Source organism: Acinetobacter sp. ME22, from assembly GCF_022012315.1.
GTDB lineage: Bacteria > Pseudomonadota > Gammaproteobacteria > Pseudomonadales > Moraxellaceae > Acinetobacter > Acinetobacter brisouii_A.
Map to the genome: position 1 here is coordinate 50,454 of NZ_JAKLTL010000005.1, position 19,720 is coordinate 70,173.

The following is a 19,720-nucleotide window of genomic DNA, read 5'->3' on the forward strand; positions in this document are numbered from 1 at the left end:
CATTATTCACTGTCCAAGGCTTGTGCGCTTGGATCAATTAATCTCTGCCATAACTTGCAAACGATCTCGCGGGTGTCGCGCCATTGTACAGCTTGAACTTGCATGTTTTTGTTTGCAAGTGCTAGACGGTGGCTCTCGGCTCGTTCACTGAGATAAGCTTGAATCAAAGCCTGCGCATCTTGGCTGGGTAAGCAATCTAATCGCGCAGCATCTTCAAGGATTCGAACATTGTCAGAGAAATGGGCGAGATCGGGCTTCGTCCCACTCCATGCCAACACCATATACTGTGCCATAAATTCAATGTCAACGATACCACCTGCATCCTGTTTTAAATGAAAAATCCCATCTTTTTTTTGCTCTTTACTTGAGCCGAGATGGTCTTTCATTTTTTGACGCATTTTCAATACTTCAGCCTGTACGTCACTTTCATTGCGCTTTTGCGTGAGAATTTGGCAGCGAATTTGCTCAAATTGCTGTCTTAAGCTCAAATCTCCCGCAATTGAGCGAGCACGAACCAGTGCCTGATGCTCCCAAAGCCATGCACTTTTCATTTGATATTGCTCATAAGCTTTCAGGCTGGTGACCAGCACCCCCGCCTCACCCGAAGGGCGCAATCGGGTATCAATTTCATAGGCACGACCATCGAGGGTTTGTGTGGTCATCAGCGACATAAATTTCTGAGCAACCCTTAAAGCAAACTCAAAACCACTAATGGATTTACGCCCATCGGTATCGGCTTGCTCATCGAGATAGTGAATAAACACCAAATCTAGGTCTGAGCCATAACCGAGTTCAATGCCACCCAGCTTGCCATAACCAATCACAATAAAACCTTTCTGATCGATGGAGCAACGCTGCCCTTCTTGAGTCACAGGATAACCATGCTTTTGTGCCACCATTTCATAAGCCAAATGCAAAGTTGCTTCCACGCAAACTTCTGCAATATCGGTCAGGGCATCAGAGACTTTCATTAATGGACTTTCAGCTAAAACATCGCTGGCAGCAACCGCAAGCACATGGCTTTTCTTGAACAGACGCAAGACACGCATCAAGTCCTCAACCTGATCCAGTTCAATGCGTAATAACTGATAACGCATCGAAGCTTCTAGGTCGGCACGGCGTGGCAACTCAAAGTCCATCGACAGAAATTCATCGAGCAGTACAGGATAATGTGTAAGTTCTTCACAAATCCACGGACTGACCTCCGCCATTTTCACCAAGCGCTGTAATGCCCCTTTACTTTCGATCAGCATCACCAAATACACGGTACGGCGCATCACTGACTCAATTAATGGCATTAGACGCAGCAATGCGACTTGTGGCTGTTCTGCCTGTAAAATCGCTGCAATCAGTGGTGGCCAAAAAGCTTTTAAACGCTCAAGGGCTTTAGCTGGAATTTTTTTAATGGCATGTCCATGCCAAAATTCATGAATTAGTTTTTTCGCATCATCATCCAGCACAGCAAATAACTGCTGTTCAAGCTGAGCACTATCATTGTCTTGCTGATCAAACTCGTTTTCCTGAATGACATTTTTAAACTGTAAACTGACTTTTTCACGCTTCTGATCCAGTACCGTTAAAAACTCATCCCATGAGCTAAAACCTAAAGTTTCCACCATACGCTGACGCAATGCGGGTTCAACAGGTAACGCTTGGGTTTGCTGATCATTCAAGGCCTGAATCGCATGCTCAACACGACGCAAGAACAGATAAGCATCTTCCAAATCATGTACAGCCTGTGGTTCAAGCAAACCCGCTACACCAATATGCGCGAGACTGGTCAAACAGGTTCGATCTTGCAGTTCCAGTTTTGAACCGCCGTGAATGAGTTGAAAGACCTGTACAATAAATTCAATTTCCCGAATACCGCCTGCACCGAGCTTAATGTCATCGTGAATATTTCGACGTGCAACTTCACGCTCGATCATCTGCTTCATTTCGCGCATAGCTTCAAAGGCGCTATAGTCCACATAACGACGGAATACAAATGGACGGGTCATCGCCATCAGGCTCTCACCTTTTTCTCCCGTGATTACCCGTGCCTTAATCCATGCATAACGCTCCCATTCACGCCCATGCTGAATCAGGTATTTTTCTAAAGCCACATGACTGATCGCCAGTGCTGAACCATCGCCCCACGGACGCAGACGCATATCGACTCGGAACACAAAACCTTCTGCAGTCATGTGATCTAGCAAATAAATCAGCTTTTGCCCCCATAAAATACAGAACTGCTGTACTTCGATACACTTGCGACCATTGGTTTCACCCTGTGCATCAAAGGCAAAAATCAGGTCAATATCACTAGATAGATTAAGTTCTTGTGCACCGAGTTTCCCCATGCCAATCACAATCAGGTCTTGTAACTGACCATCGTAACCGACTGGTTCACCATATTTCGCCAAGAGCGCAGGCAAAGCAAAGGCTTTAGCCGCACAAATACAGGCATCAGCAAAATCTGCCAGTTCCCGCGTAAGTTGAGGAACGGTGGTGAATTGATTGGCATCCTGCCAAATCCAGCGAAACATGAGACGAGCGCGCAGAATACGTAACTGGCGCATCCACTGCAATTCATCCTGAATGCCCTGCAGAGTTTGCCCGACATAACTAAAAATTTCTGCGGTCGATAGGGTCTGATGAAAAGGATGATGTTGATCATCTTGCTGTAATTGGTCAGCATACTGCGCCAAAACTTGTTCTGCGTATTGACTAGCGTGAAGTGTTTTTTGTAATTGATCGTGATTCATGATCAGCTTGTTTCCCGTATAGCTAAGCGTAGTTATAGCAGGAGAAACAAGCTTTTGGAAAATAAAAGTTGGCTTTTAATGTGCTGCAAGTTGATCTTGCAATTGAGGTAAAGCGCTATGCTCATCTTGGGCTTTCGGTAAAGTCACCGTGAAGGTTGTACCCTGACCCTCCTTAGACGTTACCCGAATTTCACCGTGATTCATATCGACGAAGCGCTTGCAAAGTACCAAACCAAGTCCTGTGCCACGCTCACCTGCGGTGCCTTTCAACGAAGTTTTAATACGTGGCTCAAAGACATGATACACTTGCTGTTCAGTCATGCCTAAACCTGTATCGGTCACAGAGAGTTCAACATGTTGGTCATAGACTTGTGCACTCATGATCACTTGCCCTGTACCATCCACAGGGGTGAATTTTAGTGCATTTGAAGTCAGGTTTTGCAGCACCGAAGTCAACATATTAATATCAGCAAAAATGCGAATATCTTCAGGAACTCGATCAATCAACTCAATATTTTTTTTGAGTGCCAAGCTCCGCAAAACATCCATTACAATACGTGTAGATTGTTTTAAATTATAATTAATGGGGTGATAAACAAAACGTCCACCTTCTGCCATCGCCCAATCCAACAAATTTTCTAATAAATTATAAGTCGACTTGGCGGTATCGTTGAGATAACTGGCAATATTTTGAATACTGGCATGATCAAGCGTGTCCAACTCTTCTGCCAAAACATCGGTAAAACCCAATAGACCATGAAATGGTGCGCGTAAATCATGGGCGATAATCTGAAAAAATTTGGTACGGCTAAAATTCAAAGCAGCTAACTGCTCATAAGCATCTTTTAACTCTGTGTGCTCAAATTGCAGCTCGATATAACCCAACATCCCTTCTGACAAGACTTCAATTTGAGCAATGTCATCAGGGTCAAACTCGCGCGCGTGCTGATCAAAAAACACCAACTGACCAATACTTTTTTCATTAACCACTAAATTAAGCGCTAACAAGCGTTCATGATCAAAGGAATGACTATGTAAGTACCCTGAAAATAACGGATAGTTCGGATGACTTGGAGAAATGGCGCAACGTTCAGACGTATAACAGCTCTGCAACTTGGCAGCCAAATGATGATTGGCAGGATAAGCCTGAAATCCTTGCGGAGTCACAAACCAAACATAAGGTTCATGATGAAAAGCCCATACTGCACTCTCGACATTCAGGATTCGACGTGCCATTTTCAGAAAAATATCAATCTGATTGCGTGGACTAGACACCCCAAGCAATAGCGATAGCTTACAATCACTCATTTGATCGATTTGACTGAGTTCTAACAATTCTGACTGCATGCTTGCCCCATAAATTAGCGCTGTATTGGCATTGTTTTCATGTATTGATCTGACTGAAAACCCCGTACAACAAGTTAACAAAATAGCACACTAACGCTAAGTTTTTTAAACAAAGTTAAAATCATCTAATTTTTTTTGTAACTGAGAAACCTTAAATATAAGCTAATAAATCAAAACAATTTTTTTAGAAATTTTTAAAAACTACCAGTATAAATATTCAGCATTTTTAACCTCATCGAACAGCCGAAAACAAACCCATTTTAAGCTTGATACGCCAATGTGTAATCACGACAAATATGACTTAAAAAATCTAAAAAAACCCGAACCCGAGGCGAAAGTAAACGTCGGCTTGGATAAACCGCTGTCAGTTGTGAACTAGCCAACTCCAATCGAATATGAGGAAAAACCTGTTGTAAAAGTCCTTCAGATAAAGGCTTAACACAATAATGTTGTGGGAGCATCGAGATTCCCCCACCCGACAATACAACATGACGAACCACGAGAGGATTATTCACCTGAATCACGCCTTGGCTTAAATCCAAAGTATCTAACTGCTCACCTATACAGATCGGTAAACGGCGCTGAGCATAACGTGTTTCACAGATTTGAATAGACTGACGCAAGTCATGCACACTACTTCCTAAAGTATGCTCAGCCAACCATTCAGGGCTGGTTACCCAGATCAATTGCCCACGTATCAGGGGTAAAGACACTAACTCACTATCTTCTAGCTCACCCACCAACACAGCAATATCGACCTGATCCCGAATCAGTGCCGCACCCTGACTGGTCACTACAATTTCTAAATCAATCTCAGGATGCTGCTGCTGAAAACTCAATAGCGACGGTGCAACAAATTCTTGGCTAAAAGCAGGTGGCAGTGCCACTCGCAAACGTCCTTTTGCTACTGAACCCAAATCAGCCATAACACTATCGGTAGCCAAAGCCTGCTCCATAATACGCTGAGCCTGCTGATAAAAAACTTCACCTTCCGCAGTAATCCGCAGACTCCGCGATGACCGATCTATTAAACGCAAGCCTAAGTGCTGTTCTAAACGAGTCAACGTGGTGCTGACCGTTGATTTAGGCATTCCTAAAGTGTGTGCTGCTGCTGAAATACCACCACGCTCAATGATTGCCAAAAATACAGGAAGATCATCTAAATTCCATTTCATCATTTGATTGTTCATTTTTTTGAACGATGAATTTGATTTTAGCCAATTGTTCGCTCAGCAACAATCATTAGAATGGTGAAAAATAGGATCAGAAACAACTCGCTGAAAAGGAATACTTCATGGCACGTATTATTGGTGGCATTGGCGCTTCGCATTCTCCAACCATTGGTTTTGCCAAGGACACAGGCAAACATCAAGATCCTGCATGGAAGCCCATCTTTGAAGGTTTTGATCAAATCCGTCACTGGGTTAAAGAAAAGAAAATTGACGTGTTATTTACGATCTATAACGATCATGTCACTTCGTTCTTTTTTGACCATTATTCATCCTTTACCCTAGGAATTGATGATATCTATGTGGCAGCCGATGAAGGCGGTGGCCCTCGCGACGTTGCGCCTGCACACGGACATCTCGGTTTATCTCAGCACATTGCCAAAGCCTTTGTTGCCGATGAATTCGATCTATCATTCTTCCAAGGCAAACCTGTCGATCATGGTTTCTTATCACCTCTTTCAATGCTCGGTGATGAAGATGGCCCTTGGGCGGGTCAAGTTGTTCCATTACAAGTCGGTGTTTTACAGTTCCCAATTCCAAGTGCTAAACGTATGTGGAAAATGGGAAAAATCTTACGTAAAGCCATTGAAAGCTACCCTGAAGATTTGAATGTTGCGATTATGGCAACAGGTGGACTTTCACATCAGGTACATGGTGAACGTGCGGGTTTTCTGAACGAAGAATGGGATGCAGAATTCCTTGAGTTACTCGAAAAACAGCCTGAAACTTTAGCCAATATGCGTATTGCAGAATTTGCTGAAAAAGGCGGCTTTGAAGGCGCTGAAGTGGTGATGTGGCTGATTATGCGGGGTGCATTATCAGATCAGGTTAAACTAATTCACAAACAAAACTATGCGCCGTCAGTCACCAATATTGCCACATTGGTCTTTGAAGATCTTGGCGATGCACCAAATCCTGAAGACATTGAAGCGTATCGTGAGCATTTGGATTATGAACTCCAAGGTGTTGAGAAACTTGCGGGCACTTACCCATTCACCCATGCAGTCAGCCATGCCAATTTCCGTATTAACTCATTCCTGCGTGATTTAGTTATTCCACAGCACCGTATGCGTTTTGTGAAAGACTTTGAAGCACTTGCCAATGAGCGTGGTCTGACTGAAGAAGAGAAAAACCTGATTCGTGAACGTAAATGGATTGAAATGATTCGTCGTGGCGTGAGTTTCTTCGTACTGGAGAAAATGGCTGCCGTATTAGGTGTACCAAACCCACAAGTCTATGCAGCATTCCGTGGAGAAACTCTTGAGCAGTTCTTGGCAACCCGTAAAGTGCCAATTACGTACTCAGTTGCAGGCGGCAACCAAGCAAAGTCGATGGATAAAACCTAAATTACAACACTTAAAAAAATAAGCTTATTTGCAGTTGATCAGCCTTCATGCGACCGTCCAGCCATGAAGGCTGTTTTTTATGGGTCAAAAAACTCAGGCAATAAAAAACCGAAGCATTTGGCTTCGGTTTCTTTAAATCTTTGACCAGATTTATGGTCCCGAGGGTCGGACTCGAACCGACACGTTCTCTCGAACAGTGGATTTTGAATCCACCGCGTCTACCAATTTCACCACCTCGGGATTAAGTATGGCTGGTTTGTGCTGTGTATATTATCGTATTTTAAAAATGTGTCAACGCCCTTTTAACACTATCGCTCACTTTTAAGGCAACAAATTGATATTTTGTTGTTTTTTTCAGCAAAACCCACTAAAAAAAAGGAAAAAGTCTATAATATTGCCAATATATTTTGCAGATTTTAACTATGCAACTCTCTGACTTTAACTTTGAACTCCCAGATCATTTGATCGCACGCTACCCTCTTCAATCACGTAGCTCATCACGCTTATTGCATTTAAATGCCGATGGACAATATCAGGATCATTTATTTACCGATATTTTAGAATTGTTCAATTCAGGCGATTTAATGATTTTAAATGACACCAAAGTCATGAAAGCTCGCTTAAAAGGCAAACGTGCCACAGGCGGTGCGGTTGAAGTACTGGTTGAGCGTATGCAGGATCAATTTATTGCTCACTGCCATATTAAAGCCAGCAACTCACCTAAAGCAGGTGCTGAACTGTTTATTGGGGCGGATGAGGTCAAAGTGACTGTTCAAGGACGTCACGAAAATTTATTTATTGTGGAATTTTCTCAACCAATTTTAAAAGTACTGGATCGCTATGGTCAGCTTCCAATTCCGCCGTACTTTAACCGTGAAGCTGAAGCGATTGACACCGAACGCTATCAAACTGTGTTTCATGATCCAGAAAAACTGGCAAGTGTAGCTGCACCAACGGCAAGCCTGCACTTTGACCAACAACTTTTGGCTGAGCTTGAGAAAAAAGGCATTCAAAAAAGCTTTGTGACTTTACATGTCGGCGCAGGCACGTTCTTACCTGTGCGTACCGATGATATTGAAAATCACATCATGCACAGTGAATGGTGTGATGTTCCACAGCATACAGTTGATCTGATTCGTGAAACACAGGCACGTGGCAATAAAGTCATCGCCGTTGGGACAACAGCAACTCGCGCACTAGAAAGTGCAGCTCAAGCCAATGGTGGAAAAATTGGTGCATGGACGGGCGATACACAAATCTTTATTTACCCAGGTTATGAGTTCTGCGTGGTGGATCGTTTAATTACCAATTTCCATTTACCTGAATCGACCTTGTTGATGCTGGTTTCGGCTTTATCAAACCGCGACAATATTTTAAATGCCTACAATCATGCAGTAAAACAGCAGTACCGTTTCTTCAGTTATGGCGATGCCATGCTGATTGACCGAGCATAAAACATAAAAACTGAAAGGCTACCTCGCGTAGCCTTTTTTATAGATTACAAAAACATAAAGAGTAGGTAAAATAAACAGATTGAATTAGAGTTCAACCACAATGCCTACCGATACCCTACAGCAAATTTTGCACATTCAGCGCAAGAAAAATCAGCAAGTCATGCGCAATGTAGCACGGCTATGGGATATTGGACGTCAGGCTCAAAGCGCAGATGAACTACTTGATGCACTACACCCTTGGGGAGAAGACCGCGATTTACGCTTTTATAATGTTCTACCGACATTTCTCATCATAGGTAGCGTGATTGTTCTAATTTTAGGTGCTGTGTTGCAGCATTACTTCCCTTTTTTCCTAAGCATACTGATCAGTGCCGCCATCGGTTTTTGGGCTTATCTCGTTTATGAAAGCCAAGACCCAATTGATGAAGTGATTCAATATCTTCGAGAACGTATGCTGACCCTGCGCTATGATCTGAATTTTCAAAAACTTCCTGCCAGCTTCCCTGACCCAACTCGAACATTTTCCGTCATATCACAGCTTAAAATTTTGTTCCCTTTATTTTACAAAGGAACCGAAGAAAACCGTATTGATTATTTTGCATCGACCTTATGGCAACATGAGGGAAAAAGCTACCCTGTGATCATTTTTCAATATGATTATGTGATTGAAATTGCAACTAGGAATCAAAGAGAAACGCGTAATGTGATCCGTAAAATCAATAAACAGCTTTGGGGGGCTTTTATTTTCGATGCAGTCGCAACAGGCTTGGCGATCAGTAACACAGGCAATGACTTTTTCCCGCCTTATGTCCAAAAATGGGAAACCAGTGATATTCAAACCAATCAGCAGTTAGATATTTATGGTTGTGACGCACATGAAATTGTTAAACACGTTACGCCAAGTTTTACCCTCAAATTGTCCCATTTTTTTGAGAAATTCAAAGGCGATCTGATCTTTCATCCACATGAAAATATTGTATGTTATTTAGGTGAACATGATCTGTTTCGTTTGCAAAGTAAGCACACGGATATTCAGGAAATTTCTCATTTACGCGGGCATTTAAGAACGCTGAATATGTTGGAATATGATTTATTTAAAGAACGTATCTCACCGTTATTATCATAATTTTTTATAGGATATTGACTATGTCTGGCTTTATTATTTTTTTTGGGTTGTTTTTTATTTTAATCATTTGGGGCGTCCTGATTCGTAACAATATCGTACGCTATCTGAATGCAACTCAACGTGCATGGGCTGAAGTTGCCAACTTTGAACTACAAAAAGTGAAAACGCTAGACCATCTAGAACAAACCTTAGCGCAATATACTGAGTTTGAAAAAGGAACTTTAGAAAAAGTCACAGAACTACGTCAACAGATTATGAACCTTAATCTGCATCAGACAGACACTTCACATTTACAGCATATTGAGCAACTCAATCAGGAACTCATGCGCAATTTAAATATCGTGGTAGAAAATTATCCTGAGCTAAAAGCAGATACGCTATATAGCCAAATGATGCAGGAAATTCAGGAGCAAAATGAAAATATCAGCGCCGCAATCAGCATTTTTAACCGCAATGTTGAAGCCTTCAATAATCAGATTGAAGTTTTTCCGAACAATATGATCAATACCATTACTTTAGCGAAAAAGCCAATTCGCCCATTCCGCGACCCCATCATGAGTCAAAATTATAGCTATCGTCCTAACTTTTAACGGACATCGTTTTGTCATCAATCGCTGATATTTTCTGAGAAATTGAATACTTACAAAACAACGCAATAAACAGTAGCACAGAAACACAGAATCAAGGAAAATATCGCTCTTTTACACCGAGCTTTAAAATATCAGCGAACTGTTTTTTCGCCTTGATTTGGATGTCGTATGAAGTTTGAAAAATTAGCCCAGTCGGGGCGTGCCCGTCGTGGTCGTTTAACCTTAGAGCATGGGGTTGTTGAAACACCTGTGTTTATGCCTGTCGGAACGTATGGCACGGTCAAAGGCATGTTGCCACGAGACATTGAAGAAATTCAAGCCCAAATCATTTTAGGCAATACCTTCCATTTATATTTGCGCCCAGGTTTAGATGTCATTAAAGCACATGGTGGCTTGCACGACTTTATAAAATGGAATAAACCGATTCTGACCGATTCAGGCGGTTTTCAGGTCTTTAGTCTAGGCGCTATGCGTAAGATTAAGGAAGAAGGTGTCACCTTCCGCTCTCCAATCGATGGTTCAAAAGTATTTCTGTCGCCTGAAATTTCGATGGAAATTCAGCATACCTTGAACTCAGATATTGTGATGATTTTTGACGAATGTACGCCTTATCCTGCAACACATGATGAGGCTCAAAAATCACTCCAATTATCATTGCGCTGGGCAAAACGTTGTAAAACCCATCACCATGATGAACTCAAAAATAAAAATGCCTTGTTTGGTATTATTCAGGGCGGCATGTACGAAGACCTGCGTGATGAGTCTTTAAATGGTTTGCTCGAAGTGGGTTTTGATGGCTATGCGATTGGTGGCTTGTCTGTGGGTGAGCCGAAAGAAGAAATGATCAAGGTGCTAGATTATCTGCCCAACAAAATGCCAGCAGAAAAACCTCGTTACCTGATGGGTGTCGGTAAACCTGAAGATATCGTTGAAGCAGTGCGCCGTGGTGTCGACATGTTTGACTGTGTCATGCCAACCCGCAATGCACGTAATGGACATTATTTTGTCACCGATGGCTTGGTGCGTATTCGTAACAGTAAATACCGTCATGACCAAAGTCCGCTTGACCCGCATTGTGACTGTTACACCTGTAAAAACTTTACCCGTGCATACCTGTTCCATCTAGAAAAATGCGGAGAAATGCTTGCCTCAATGTTAGGCACGATTCATAACCTCCGTTATTACCAACGCCTGACTCAAGCAATGCGTGATGCGCTTGATGCAGGTACTTTTGATGCCTTTGTCGAAGACTTCTATCAGCGTCGTGGTTTAGAGGTTCCAGCTTGCCCTGCCGACTGATTCGCAATATTTGCGCTAGAGGGCAAGACAAGGTAAATTGCTCAATTAAGTCAGTAAATATCATTGTTATTAGGAAACACAAATGAGCCTGTTTATTTCTACAGCTTATGCCGCAGACGGTGCAGCACAACAACCAAGTATGATTGCCAATGTCGGTATGATTGTCGTATTTATTGCGATTTTCTACTTCTTGATCTGGCGTCCTCAATCTAAACGTGCCAAAGAACACCGTACTTTGATTGAAAGCCTAGGCGTAGGTAGTGAGGTTGTGTTTGCTGGTGGTTTAATGGGACGTATCACCAAGATGGAAGGTGATTATGCAGTCATTGAACTAAGCCGTGGCAATGAAGTCAAAATTCAACGTGCAAGTGTAATCTCGGTACTACCAGAAGGCACTTTAAATAGTCTTTAATTTCCTCCTTAAGTCGTGCACACGCACGACTTTCTCATTTTAAGAAGATAGCAAATGCGTTACCCTGCATGGAAATATTTGCTGATAATCGTGGTTTTAATTATCAGTACATTATACGCACTGCCAAGCTTATACCCAGATGAACCAGCGGTTCAGATTTCAGGGGCGAAGGCTGGTACCAATATCGACCAGTCGATTTTGCAAAAAGCAGAGCAAATTTTACAAAGCCAACATATTGCCACTCATGACAACAGCTTTACCAATAATGCTGCCTTGCTTCGTGTTGCCAATTCTGATGCTCAATTAAAAGCCAAAGATGCCTTACGTCAGGCTTTGGGCGATCAATATGTTGTTGCTCTGAACCTTGCACCTACCACCCCTGAATGGCTACAAAAAATTGGTGCAAAACCAATGAAGCTGGGTCTAGACTTGCGTGGCGGTGTTCACTTCTTGCTTGAAGTGGATATGGACAAAGCTTTGTCACAACGTATGGAAACCTCAGCGACTGACTTACGTCGTCAACTACGTGATAACAAATTGAATTTTAACAATCTCGCTGTCAATAACAACGTGATTACCATTCAGTTTGCCAATAACGATGACCGTGATGCAGCAATGGGCTTCTTACGTCGTAGCAATACTGACTATACTCAGCAAGCGCTTGCGACGACATCAGGTTCAACCCTGAATCTGACCTATAGCGATGCGAAAAAGCAAGAAATTCAGTCTTATGCCATCAACCAAAACTTAACGACATTACGTAATCGTATCAATGAGTTGGGTGTGGCTGAAGCCGTCGTACAAAGCCAAGGTAGCAACCGTATTGTGGTTGAATTGCCAGGTGTACAAGATACTGCCGAAGCAAAACGTGTTTTGGGTCGTACTGCTAACTTAGAATTCCGTTTGGTCTCTGACCAAAATGATCAATATATTGACCCATATACAGGTAAATATAATAGTCAACCATTGCCTGCGGGTACAGAGCTATTTGCTTATGAGTCTCTAGACAGTGGTCGCCAATTATTACTTGATCGTAATCGCATCCTGACAGGTGAGCGTGTTCAAAATGCATCTTCAGGTTTAAGCCAAGATTCTGGCGGTGCTGAGGTGAACATTACCCTCGACAGCGCAGGTGGTAAATTGATGTCGGATGCAACCCGCAGTGCTGTGGGTAAACGTATGGCGGTATTGTTTATTGAAAATAAACAAAAAATCACTTACGTTAAAGATCCGAAAACAGGTGCGCAAACAGAAGTTCGTACCCCTTATACTGAATCTGTCGTCATCAATGCGGCAACCATTCAACAGGTATTGGGTTCACAATTCCGTATTACAGGTTTAAGTTCACCTCAAGAAGCCTCTGAGCTTGCCTTGATGCTGCGTGCAGGTGCTTTAGCAGCACCAATGTACTTTGTTGAAGAGCGTGTGGTTGGGCCAAGCCTTGGTCAAGAAAATATTGATAAAGGTATTTTGTCGACTGAAGTGGGCTTCATTTTGGTGGCGATCTGGATGGTGGTGTTCTTCCGTGTCTTTGGTGTGATTGCCAATTTTGCACTTGTAGTCAACATCGCCATGATTTTAACCGTGATGTCATGGATTGGCGCATCGCTATCGCTTCCGGGTATTGCGGGGATCATCATTACCATTGGTATGGCAGTCGATGCCAACGTTCTGATCTGCGAGCGGATTCGAGAAGAAATCAAGTGGGGTGCTTCGCCCAAACAAGCGATTGTGGCGGGGTATGAACGTGCCTATAACACCATTTTCGACTCAAACTTGACCACGTTTATTGTGGCATTCATTTTGTTCGCCATCGGTTCTGGCCCGATCAAGAGCTTTGCGGTCACACATATGATCGGTATTGTCTGCTCAATGTTTACTTCGATCACTGTAACGCGTGCGATTGTTCAGTTGATTTATGGCAAAAGCCGTAACTTGAAAAAGTTGAGCATTTAAGGAGATCAATGATGACCAATGTGACTCAACCTAAATCAAAACAATACGGTCGCCCTGACAATGAACGTATTATTGGCTTTATGAAAATCAGCAAACCTGCTGCCTTCGCGTCAATTTTCATTACCATTGCCAGTATCTTCTTTATTGCCTACCACGGTCTTAACTTAGGTCTGGACTTCACAGGCGGTATTTCTGCGGAAGTGACCTATAAAAAAGCGGTTGACCAAGATCAAGTGGTGAAATCTCTTGAGTCTGCTGGCTTTGAACATGCTGTAGTACAAACACTGGGCAGTAATACGGATCTGTTGATTCGGATGCCTGTGCAAAAAGTCAAAGTCGATGACTTAAGCAACACTTTGTCAAAAGCAGTCCAAGTTCCAAATAACACTGCCACGCTGCATAAAGTCGATTCGGTCGGTGGTCAAGTCGGTAGCGAGTTATATGTACGCTCTGCAGGTGCGGTAGCACTGGCATTGGTACTAATGCTGATTTATGTCACCATCCGTTTTGAGTTTAAACTGGCTGTCGGTGCAATTCTTTCCCTATTTCACGATATTTTGGTGATTTTAGGGATTTTTGCTTTGATGCAATGGCCGTTTGACCTCACCACTTTAGCAGCAGTTTTAGCGGTAATCGGTTTCTCACTCAACGATAACATCGTGGTATCTGACCGTATCCGTGAAAACTTCCGTAAGATTCGTGGTGCCTCACCCCGTGAGGTGGTTGATATTGCCTTAACGGAAACTCTACGCCGTACCGTACATACTTCTGCAACCTTGTTACTGGTTGTGGTTGCCATGCTGATCATGGGCGGTGAAGGTCTACGTTGGTTCTCTGTTGCGATGTTTATTGGTGTGTTTGCAGGAACATATTCTTCGATTTATATCGCGACTGCCTATGCCTTGTGGCGTGGTTTAAACCGTCAGGACTTTATTGTTCAGGTCAAACCTGAATTTGAAGATGAACATAAATAATCATCTTTAGTTTAGGCTAGACATCAAAACAGCATCCGAGGATGCTGTTTTTTTTTATGGCTCGATATACAGAATTTCAGGTGTCACATTTTCTACATCTCGCCATGCCACGGTACATAAAGCATCTTTCCAAAGCATATACTGATAACGAAATTTCCCTAATTCAGGATACTGACAAAAGCCCTGCTGCTGCCCTACCACCGCTTGAGTATTGAGCGTATTGAGACTCAAACGGATTCCTAAACCACAAGCTTTAAGAATCGCTTCTTTGGCTGTCCAGACCTGAAACCAGTATTCAGGGTTTTGTCCCGTGACTTGCCAATGTTGATATTCCTCAGGATGAAAAGCATGTTCAGCCAGTGCCTGAAAACGCACCTTGCGCCGTAACGATTCAATATCCACACCGACATCCTGCACATGCTGACTCAGTGCCAGTGCATAATGCTCACGACCATGACTGTGGTTAAATGCCAGTTCAGGATAATTGCCTAAAAAAGGTTTGCCGTGTTCTGTTTTTTCAAACTGTAAATCTTGCGCTGACACACCCAATTGCACTGCTAGCCTCTCTGCCCGATAAGCATAAATCAGTTGTTGCTGATACTGTTTAAAGTCAGCCCGATGCACAAAAGCATCGGGTTGTTTCGGTGCAAGTTGGGACAGCAATTGGAAATAAACTTTGATCATCAACATCTTCATGAGCTTATTAGAATTTTAACTGCATTATAATACAGCCAATTTTTGGAAGACTCTTTGATCAAGACGAGCTTTCCATCGCAGTGCATTGCGATGAATTTTATTGTTTTTCTGATCTAAATTCTGACTTGCTGTAATTTGAGAAGAGACCTGATGCTGTTGTATAAAATAGGTAATCTGTAAATAGTGACCATGAATATGTAATCCCGCCACTACTTGATTGGTTTCGGCTTTTTCAATTATCCAACCAGACCGAGCCATATTCTGAATTGTAGTTTTAATATTTTTGGAAATCTCAAAATTTCCTGCTTGTGGGCTAACTGTAATATTAGGTGATTGAGGCATTTCTCGTGCTGTACAACCACATAGCATCACAGCAACAGCCATACTTGAAATTAAAAAAACTCTTTTTATCATAACTCATCCTCATACTGGATAACGTTGAAAAATCAGTGAGGTATTAATCCCACCAAAAGCAAAATTATTGGTCATAATGGTCTGTGCCATCATTGATTTTGGTTGTTGTCGAATATAGTCCAGTTCCCCACACAGTGGGTCAACCTCATCAAGGTTTAAAGTCGGAATAAATTGCTGACGCAACAGCATTTCGATACTGAGCCATGCTTCAATCGCACCACACGCTCCCAAAGTATGTCCAAAATAGCTTTTTAAAGAACTAATCGGTTTATAACCTAACACCTGTGCTGTGGCTTGAGTTTCTGCCACATCACCATGATCGGTGGCTGTACCATGTGCATTGACATAATCAATCTGTTCAGGGGCAATGTCAGCATCTTTCAGTGCCAGTTGCATGCAACGTGCCATGCTCGCCTGATCGGGACGAGTCACATGCGTGCCATCGGTATTGCTGGCATAGCCAATAATTTCGGCATAAATCTGCGCGCCACGTGCCTGAGCATGTTCCAATTCTTCTAAAATCAGACAGCCTGCCCCTTCACCAATCACCAGACCATCACGTTTGGCATCAAACGGGCGTGGCGACTGTTCAGGATGTTCATTCATGCCACTGGTGGCAAGCAGCACATCAAACACGCCTGCACCTGGGGCGCTGAGTTCTTCAGCACCACCCGCCAGCATCACAGTTTGTTTGCCATATTTAATCGCTTCATAGGCCTGACCAATCGACATTGAACCTGAGGTACAAGCACTTGAAGTCGGCAACGATAACCCTTTAATCCCGAAATGCACGGTCAGATTGACCAGACTGGTATGTGCCATCATGCGGATGTAGGTTGTGGCATTCATCTGGCTCATGTCATTGTCCAAAATCATGCGCCCCATTTCACAGACCGCATCGACACTACCTGCCGATGAGCCGTAAGCTACGCCTGTTTCGCCACTGCTTAAAATCGGATGGTTCAGCAAGCCTGCATCTTCAAGGGCGCGCTCGGCACTGATCACCGACATCAGCGCCACACGCCCCATGCCACGCATCACTTTACGATTAAAATGTTTGGGAATATCAAAATGATCAACGGGTGCACCCAAACGCGTACGCAAGTCAGTGTATTGATCCCATTCCTGCATATAGCGCACGCCACTTTGACCTTGGGCAAATTTGGCAAAAATCTCATCGGCAGTTTGCCCCAATGAGGTAATCCCTGACATGCCTGTCACCACAACCCGTTTCATCAGATCAGACCTCCATTCACCGAAATCACCTGACGGGTGATATAGGCAGCTTCATCTGAACACAGGAATTTCACCACGCTAGCCACTTCGTCGACCTGCCCCATGCGCTGCATTGGAATCATTTTTAAGGCATGTTCTTTGACTTCATCGGTGACCATTTCCGTTTCGATCAACCCTGGCGCAACACAGTTCACGGTGATTTTGCGTTTTGCCAGTTCCATCGCCAAAGCTTTGGTCGCCCCGATCAAGCCCGCTTTTGCTGCGCTGTAGTTGACCTGACCACGGTTACCCATAATGCCAGACACCGAGGACATGGTGACAATTCGCCCGCCTTTTCTGAGATGAATCATCGGCATGATCAGCGGTTTGACCACGTTATAAAAACCGTCCAGCGAGGTAGAGATGACTTCATCCCAATCATTGTCGGTTAATGCAGGAAATGCTCCATCATGAGTTAAGCCTGCGTTGAGCACCACACCATAAAATGCGCCATGCTGCTCAATGTCCTGCTCTAAACACAGACGTACCGCTTCGCGATCATTGACATCGAATTGCAGCGCATGGCTATTACGTCCTAAAGCCTGAATCTGACTGACCACCGCTTCGGCATCCTGCATGCGAGAACGGGCGTGTACGGTGATATCAAAGCCTGCAGCGGCTAACTGTAGTGCAATGGCACGTCCAATGCCACGGCTCGAACCCGTGACTAAAATTCGTCTGTTCATGACGTTTATTTTCCTAATTGTGGTTGTTCGTTGGGCTGGTAAACACTGAGCACCGCAGAAATACAATGCTGCTCATAGTGCAGTTCACACTGGAACTGTCCCAAGCCTTCATGCAGATAAGATTGCTGCGCCCGAATGGTCAAAGTCGACCCAAGAGCGAAATGTGATACAGGCAACTGCATTTTGCGTGTACCGAGTAAATAGCCAATTTTTGGTGCTTCGCCACCCTGTTGCCCATGCCGACCTGCAAAGACACTTACAGTTTGTGCCATGATTTCAATGGCTGCCCAGCTTGGCAAACCTTCCGCTTCACAAAACATCAGTTCAGGGCGAATGGTCAGTTGAGTGATGGCATAGTCTTCGCCAAATTCGCTGACCGTATCGACAAACACCATTGGGGCTTGATGGGGAATAAATGCCGTTGCATCCTGAATCATGGCTGTTGCCTTGCAAAAATGAGACTGATGTTACTGCCACCAAAGGCAAAAGAATTGCTCATGGCATAGTTCAAGGGTTGATTGTGCTGAGCATGCTGCACATAGTTCTGATCTACCAGTTCAGGGTCAATCTGCCCCGCCTGATGTAACGGCAACCAAGACTGATCAAGCAGAACTTGCTGGCAAATAAAAGCCTCAAGCGCACCTGCTGCTCCCAAGCAATGTCCTGTCTGATGCTTGGTACTGCTCAAATGGACTTGATGTGAACCAAACACCTGACGCACGGCTTTAATCTCCATCGCATCATTTTGCGGAGTGGCTGTACCATGCAGATTCAGATAATCAATATCGGCGGGCTGTAAACCTGCGGCAGCCAAAGCCTGTTGCATGGCTTGCTGTGCCCCGCGTCCTTCAGGATGTGGCGCAGAAATATGCCATGCATCCATCGACTCGCCTGTGCCAAGTAACATCACGGGTGCAGAGTCTTTACTGAGTAAAAATAAACTGGCAGCTTCACCAATATTGATGCCATCTCGATCTGCCCCACATGGTCGGCAAATGTTATTCGACAGGCTTTCCAGACTGTTAAAGCCATTCAAGGTCAACTGACACAAAGTATCCACGCCACCAACCAACACGGCATCGGCAAGATCGGCATTCAATAAACGCTGCCCTGCGGCAAAGGCTTTGGCGCTCGATGAACAGGCGGTGGAAATGCTATAAGCAATCCCTTCCCAGTTGAGATACTGTTTTAAGCCTTGTGCGAGGCTGTTCATTTCCTGTTTCTGGTAGAAAATCGGGGGATGCGCCTGACCTGCAAAATGTTGTTGCAAGACCTGTTCATTATCGGCAATGCCTGAGGTCGATGTCCCGACAATCACCGCCAAACGTTGACGAGGAAACTGTGCCGTATAAGCCTGCACTTGCGCTTCAATTTTCTGTAAAGCGGTAATCGCCAAACGTAAATTGCGTGAATCTAAAACCTGTAAACCACTCGGTAAATCTTGCTGAATTACATCGCCTGTATACGCACCGACTAAACAGCGTTGCCCCAAAAGCAAATCTTCTCGGGCACTCAGGCAACTTTCGCGTTGGGTTAAGGCTTGGCGCACGTCCTGTGCACTAGCACCCAAAGCCGATAAACTGGCGCTACACTGAATGCCGACGGCGGCTAAATGTTGAATCTGCGCTGACATTAATTTCCTGCCTGTAAAGCATCATCAATGGGGCTAAAGACAATGGTGTACGGTACATGTAAATTGTCCAGTTGAATACTGTGTGCTTGCTTTTGAATGGTCAGTACATGCTGCTGAGCAATCTCGATTTGCTGGGTATCGCCTTGCTGTTTGACTTCAACATTGGGCTGTCCTGATTCGGCAAACTTCGGATAAGTCGCAAACAAAATATCACGTACTACAAAATCAAATGGCAACAAGCGCATTTGCTCAATCCGTTGCTCCACCTTGACCTTTTGTCCATCAAATTGCAGTTTAAACAACACCTGTCCTGTCAGACTGAGTCCCAACATGCTGAGGTTTTTACCTTGCTGCTGTTGATACAGCAAGAAACTAAAACTTTGCTGTTTCCACTGCACTTCAACCTGATCTTGGCGTTGGTACTGCTGCGCCTGCCACGCTGGTGCAGCCAATGCAGGGGCTTTGGGATAAAACGACTGACAAGCACTCAAACTACACACCAGCCCAAGCAGAACAATTCGTCCGTATCTGTGCAT

General features: G+C 43.9%; 18 protein-coding genes and 1 tRNA gene. 8 read left to right on the forward strand and 11 right to left on the reverse strand.

The window, feature by feature from the left end; genetic code table 11:
- Nucleotides 1-2 precede the first annotated feature (2 nt).
- The 3 genes from glnE to LVY74_RS08600 all read right to left on the reverse strand — a co-directional run bounded on the left by glnE (nt 3) and on the right by LVY74_RS08600 (nt 5,272).
- Nucleotides 3-2,747: a bifunctional [glutamate--ammonia ligase]-adenylyl-L-tyrosine phosphorylase/[glutamate--ammonia-ligase] adenylyltransferase gene (glnE, locus tag LVY74_RS08590; protein ID WP_237814739.1), complete on the reverse strand. Its 2,745-nt coding sequence runs from the start codon at nt 2,745-2,747 to the stop codon at nt 3-5.
- 75 nt (nt 2,748-2,822) lie between these two features.
- Complete coding sequence (locus tag LVY74_RS08595; RefSeq protein ID WP_237814740.1) at nt 2,823-4,094, reverse strand: sensor histidine kinase; 1,272 nt, start codon at nt 4,092-4,094, stop codon at nt 2,823-2,825.
- A gap of 260 nt (nt 4,095-4,354) precedes the next feature.
- On the reverse strand, nt 4,355-5,272 hold the full coding sequence (locus LVY74_RS08600) for a LysR family transcriptional regulator (protein WP_237814741.1): 918 nt from the start codon (nt 5,270-5,272) through the stop codon (nt 4,355-4,357).
- 116 nt (nt 5,273-5,388) lie between these two features.
- Between LVY74_RS08600 and LVY74_RS08605 the strand changes: the two genes are divergently transcribed.
- Nucleotides 5,389-6,669, forward strand: coding sequence for a gallate dioxygenase (locus LVY74_RS08605; protein WP_237814742.1), 1,281 nt, complete (start codon nt 5,389-5,391; stop codon nt 6,667-6,669).
- A 153-nt stretch (nt 6,670-6,822) separates the two neighbouring features.
- Here LVY74_RS08605 and LVY74_RS08610 read toward each other — a convergent pair.
- Nucleotides 6,823-6,909: transfer RNA gene (locus LVY74_RS08610), tRNA-Leu, on the reverse strand.
- A gap of 182 nt (nt 6,910-7,091) precedes the next feature.
- Here LVY74_RS08610 and queA point away from each other — a divergent pair.
- The 7 genes from queA (at nt 7,092) to secF (ending at nt 14,480) form a co-directional block, all read left to right on the forward strand.
- Nucleotides 7,092-8,123, forward strand: a complete 1,032-nt coding sequence (queA, locus tag LVY74_RS08615; protein WP_237814743.1) for a tRNA preQ1(34) S-adenosylmethionine ribosyltransferase-isomerase QueA — start codon at nt 7,092-7,094, stop codon at nt 8,121-8,123.
- A gap of 100 nt (nt 8,124-8,223) precedes the next feature.
- Nucleotides 8,224-9,249 (forward strand): hypothetical protein, encoded by a 1,026-nt coding sequence (locus LVY74_RS08620; protein WP_237814744.1) that lies wholly within the window; start codon nt 8,224-8,226, stop codon nt 9,247-9,249.
- Nucleotides 9,250-9,269: 20 nt separating this feature from the next.
- Nucleotides 9,270-9,839, forward strand: coding sequence for a LemA family protein (locus tag LVY74_RS08625; protein ID WP_237814745.1), 570 nt, complete (start codon nt 9,270-9,272; stop codon nt 9,837-9,839).
- Between the two features lie 168 nt (nt 9,840-10,007).
- Entirely contained in the window at nt 10,008-11,138 is a 1,131-nt protein-coding gene (tgt, locus tag LVY74_RS08630) for a tRNA guanosine(34) transglycosylase Tgt (protein WP_237814746.1), read from the forward strand.
- 82 nt (nt 11,139-11,220) lie between these two features.
- Nucleotides 11,221-11,550: a preprotein translocase subunit YajC gene (gene yajC / locus LVY74_RS08635; RefSeq protein WP_151708565.1), complete on the forward strand. Its 330-nt coding sequence runs from the start codon at nt 11,221-11,223 to the stop codon at nt 11,548-11,550.
- 54 nt (nt 11,551-11,604) lie between these two features.
- Nucleotides 11,605-13,506 (forward strand): protein translocase subunit SecD, encoded by a 1,902-nt coding sequence (secD, locus tag LVY74_RS08640; protein ID WP_237814747.1) that lies wholly within the window; start codon nt 11,605-11,607, stop codon nt 13,504-13,506.
- 8 nt (nt 13,507-13,514) lie between these two features.
- A complete protein-coding gene (secF, locus tag LVY74_RS08645) occupies nt 13,515-14,480 on the forward strand; it encodes a protein translocase subunit SecF (RefSeq protein ID WP_237814748.1) in 966 nt (321 codons plus the stop codon).
- Between the two features lie 54 nt (nt 14,481-14,534).
- Here the strand turns inward: secF and LVY74_RS08650 are convergent, their stop codons facing one another.
- Genes LVY74_RS08650 through LVY74_RS08680 form a run of 7 tightly spaced genes read right to left on the reverse strand, consistent with a single transcriptional unit; the run spans nt 14,535 to nt 19,720 of the window.
- Nucleotides 14,535-15,164, reverse strand: a complete 630-nt coding sequence (locus tag LVY74_RS08650; RefSeq protein ID WP_237814749.1) for a 4'-phosphopantetheinyl transferase family protein — start codon at nt 15,162-15,164, stop codon at nt 14,535-14,537.
- 36 nt (nt 15,165-15,200) lie between these two features.
- Nucleotides 15,201-15,590 carry a hypothetical protein gene (locus LVY74_RS08655; RefSeq protein ID WP_237814750.1) on the reverse strand — a complete coding sequence of 130 codons (390 nt, stop codon included), beginning with the start codon at nt 15,588-15,590 and terminating at the stop codon, nt 15,201-15,203.
- Between the two features lie 9 nt (nt 15,591-15,599).
- The gene (locus tag LVY74_RS08660) at nt 15,600-16,826 is read right to left on the reverse strand and encodes a beta-ketoacyl-ACP synthase (protein WP_237814751.1); all 1,227 of its coding nucleotides are present in this window, start codon (nt 16,824-16,826) and stop codon (nt 15,600-15,602) included.
- Complete coding sequence (locus LVY74_RS08665; RefSeq protein WP_237814752.1) at nt 16,826-17,551, reverse strand: 3-ketoacyl-ACP reductase FabG2; 726 nt, start codon at nt 17,549-17,551, stop codon at nt 16,826-16,828. Before LVY74_RS08665 ends, LVY74_RS08660 begins: the two co-directional genes overlap by 1 nt.
- 5 nt (nt 17,552-17,556) lie before the next feature.
- A complete protein-coding gene (locus LVY74_RS08670; protein ID WP_111895138.1) occupies nt 17,557-17,988 on the reverse strand; it encodes an ApeP family dehydratase in 432 nt (143 codons plus the stop codon).
- Complete coding sequence (locus LVY74_RS08675) at nt 17,985-19,184, reverse strand: beta-ketoacyl-[acyl-carrier-protein] synthase family protein (protein WP_237814753.1); 1,200 nt, start codon at nt 19,182-19,184, stop codon at nt 17,985-17,987. The genes LVY74_RS08670 and LVY74_RS08675 overlap by 4 nt, the downstream gene beginning before the upstream one ends.
- Nucleotides 19,184-19,720, reverse strand: coding sequence for a DUF3261 domain-containing protein (locus LVY74_RS08680; RefSeq protein WP_237814754.1), 537 nt, complete (start codon nt 19,718-19,720; stop codon nt 19,184-19,186). Before LVY74_RS08680 ends, LVY74_RS08675 begins: the two co-directional genes overlap by 1 nt.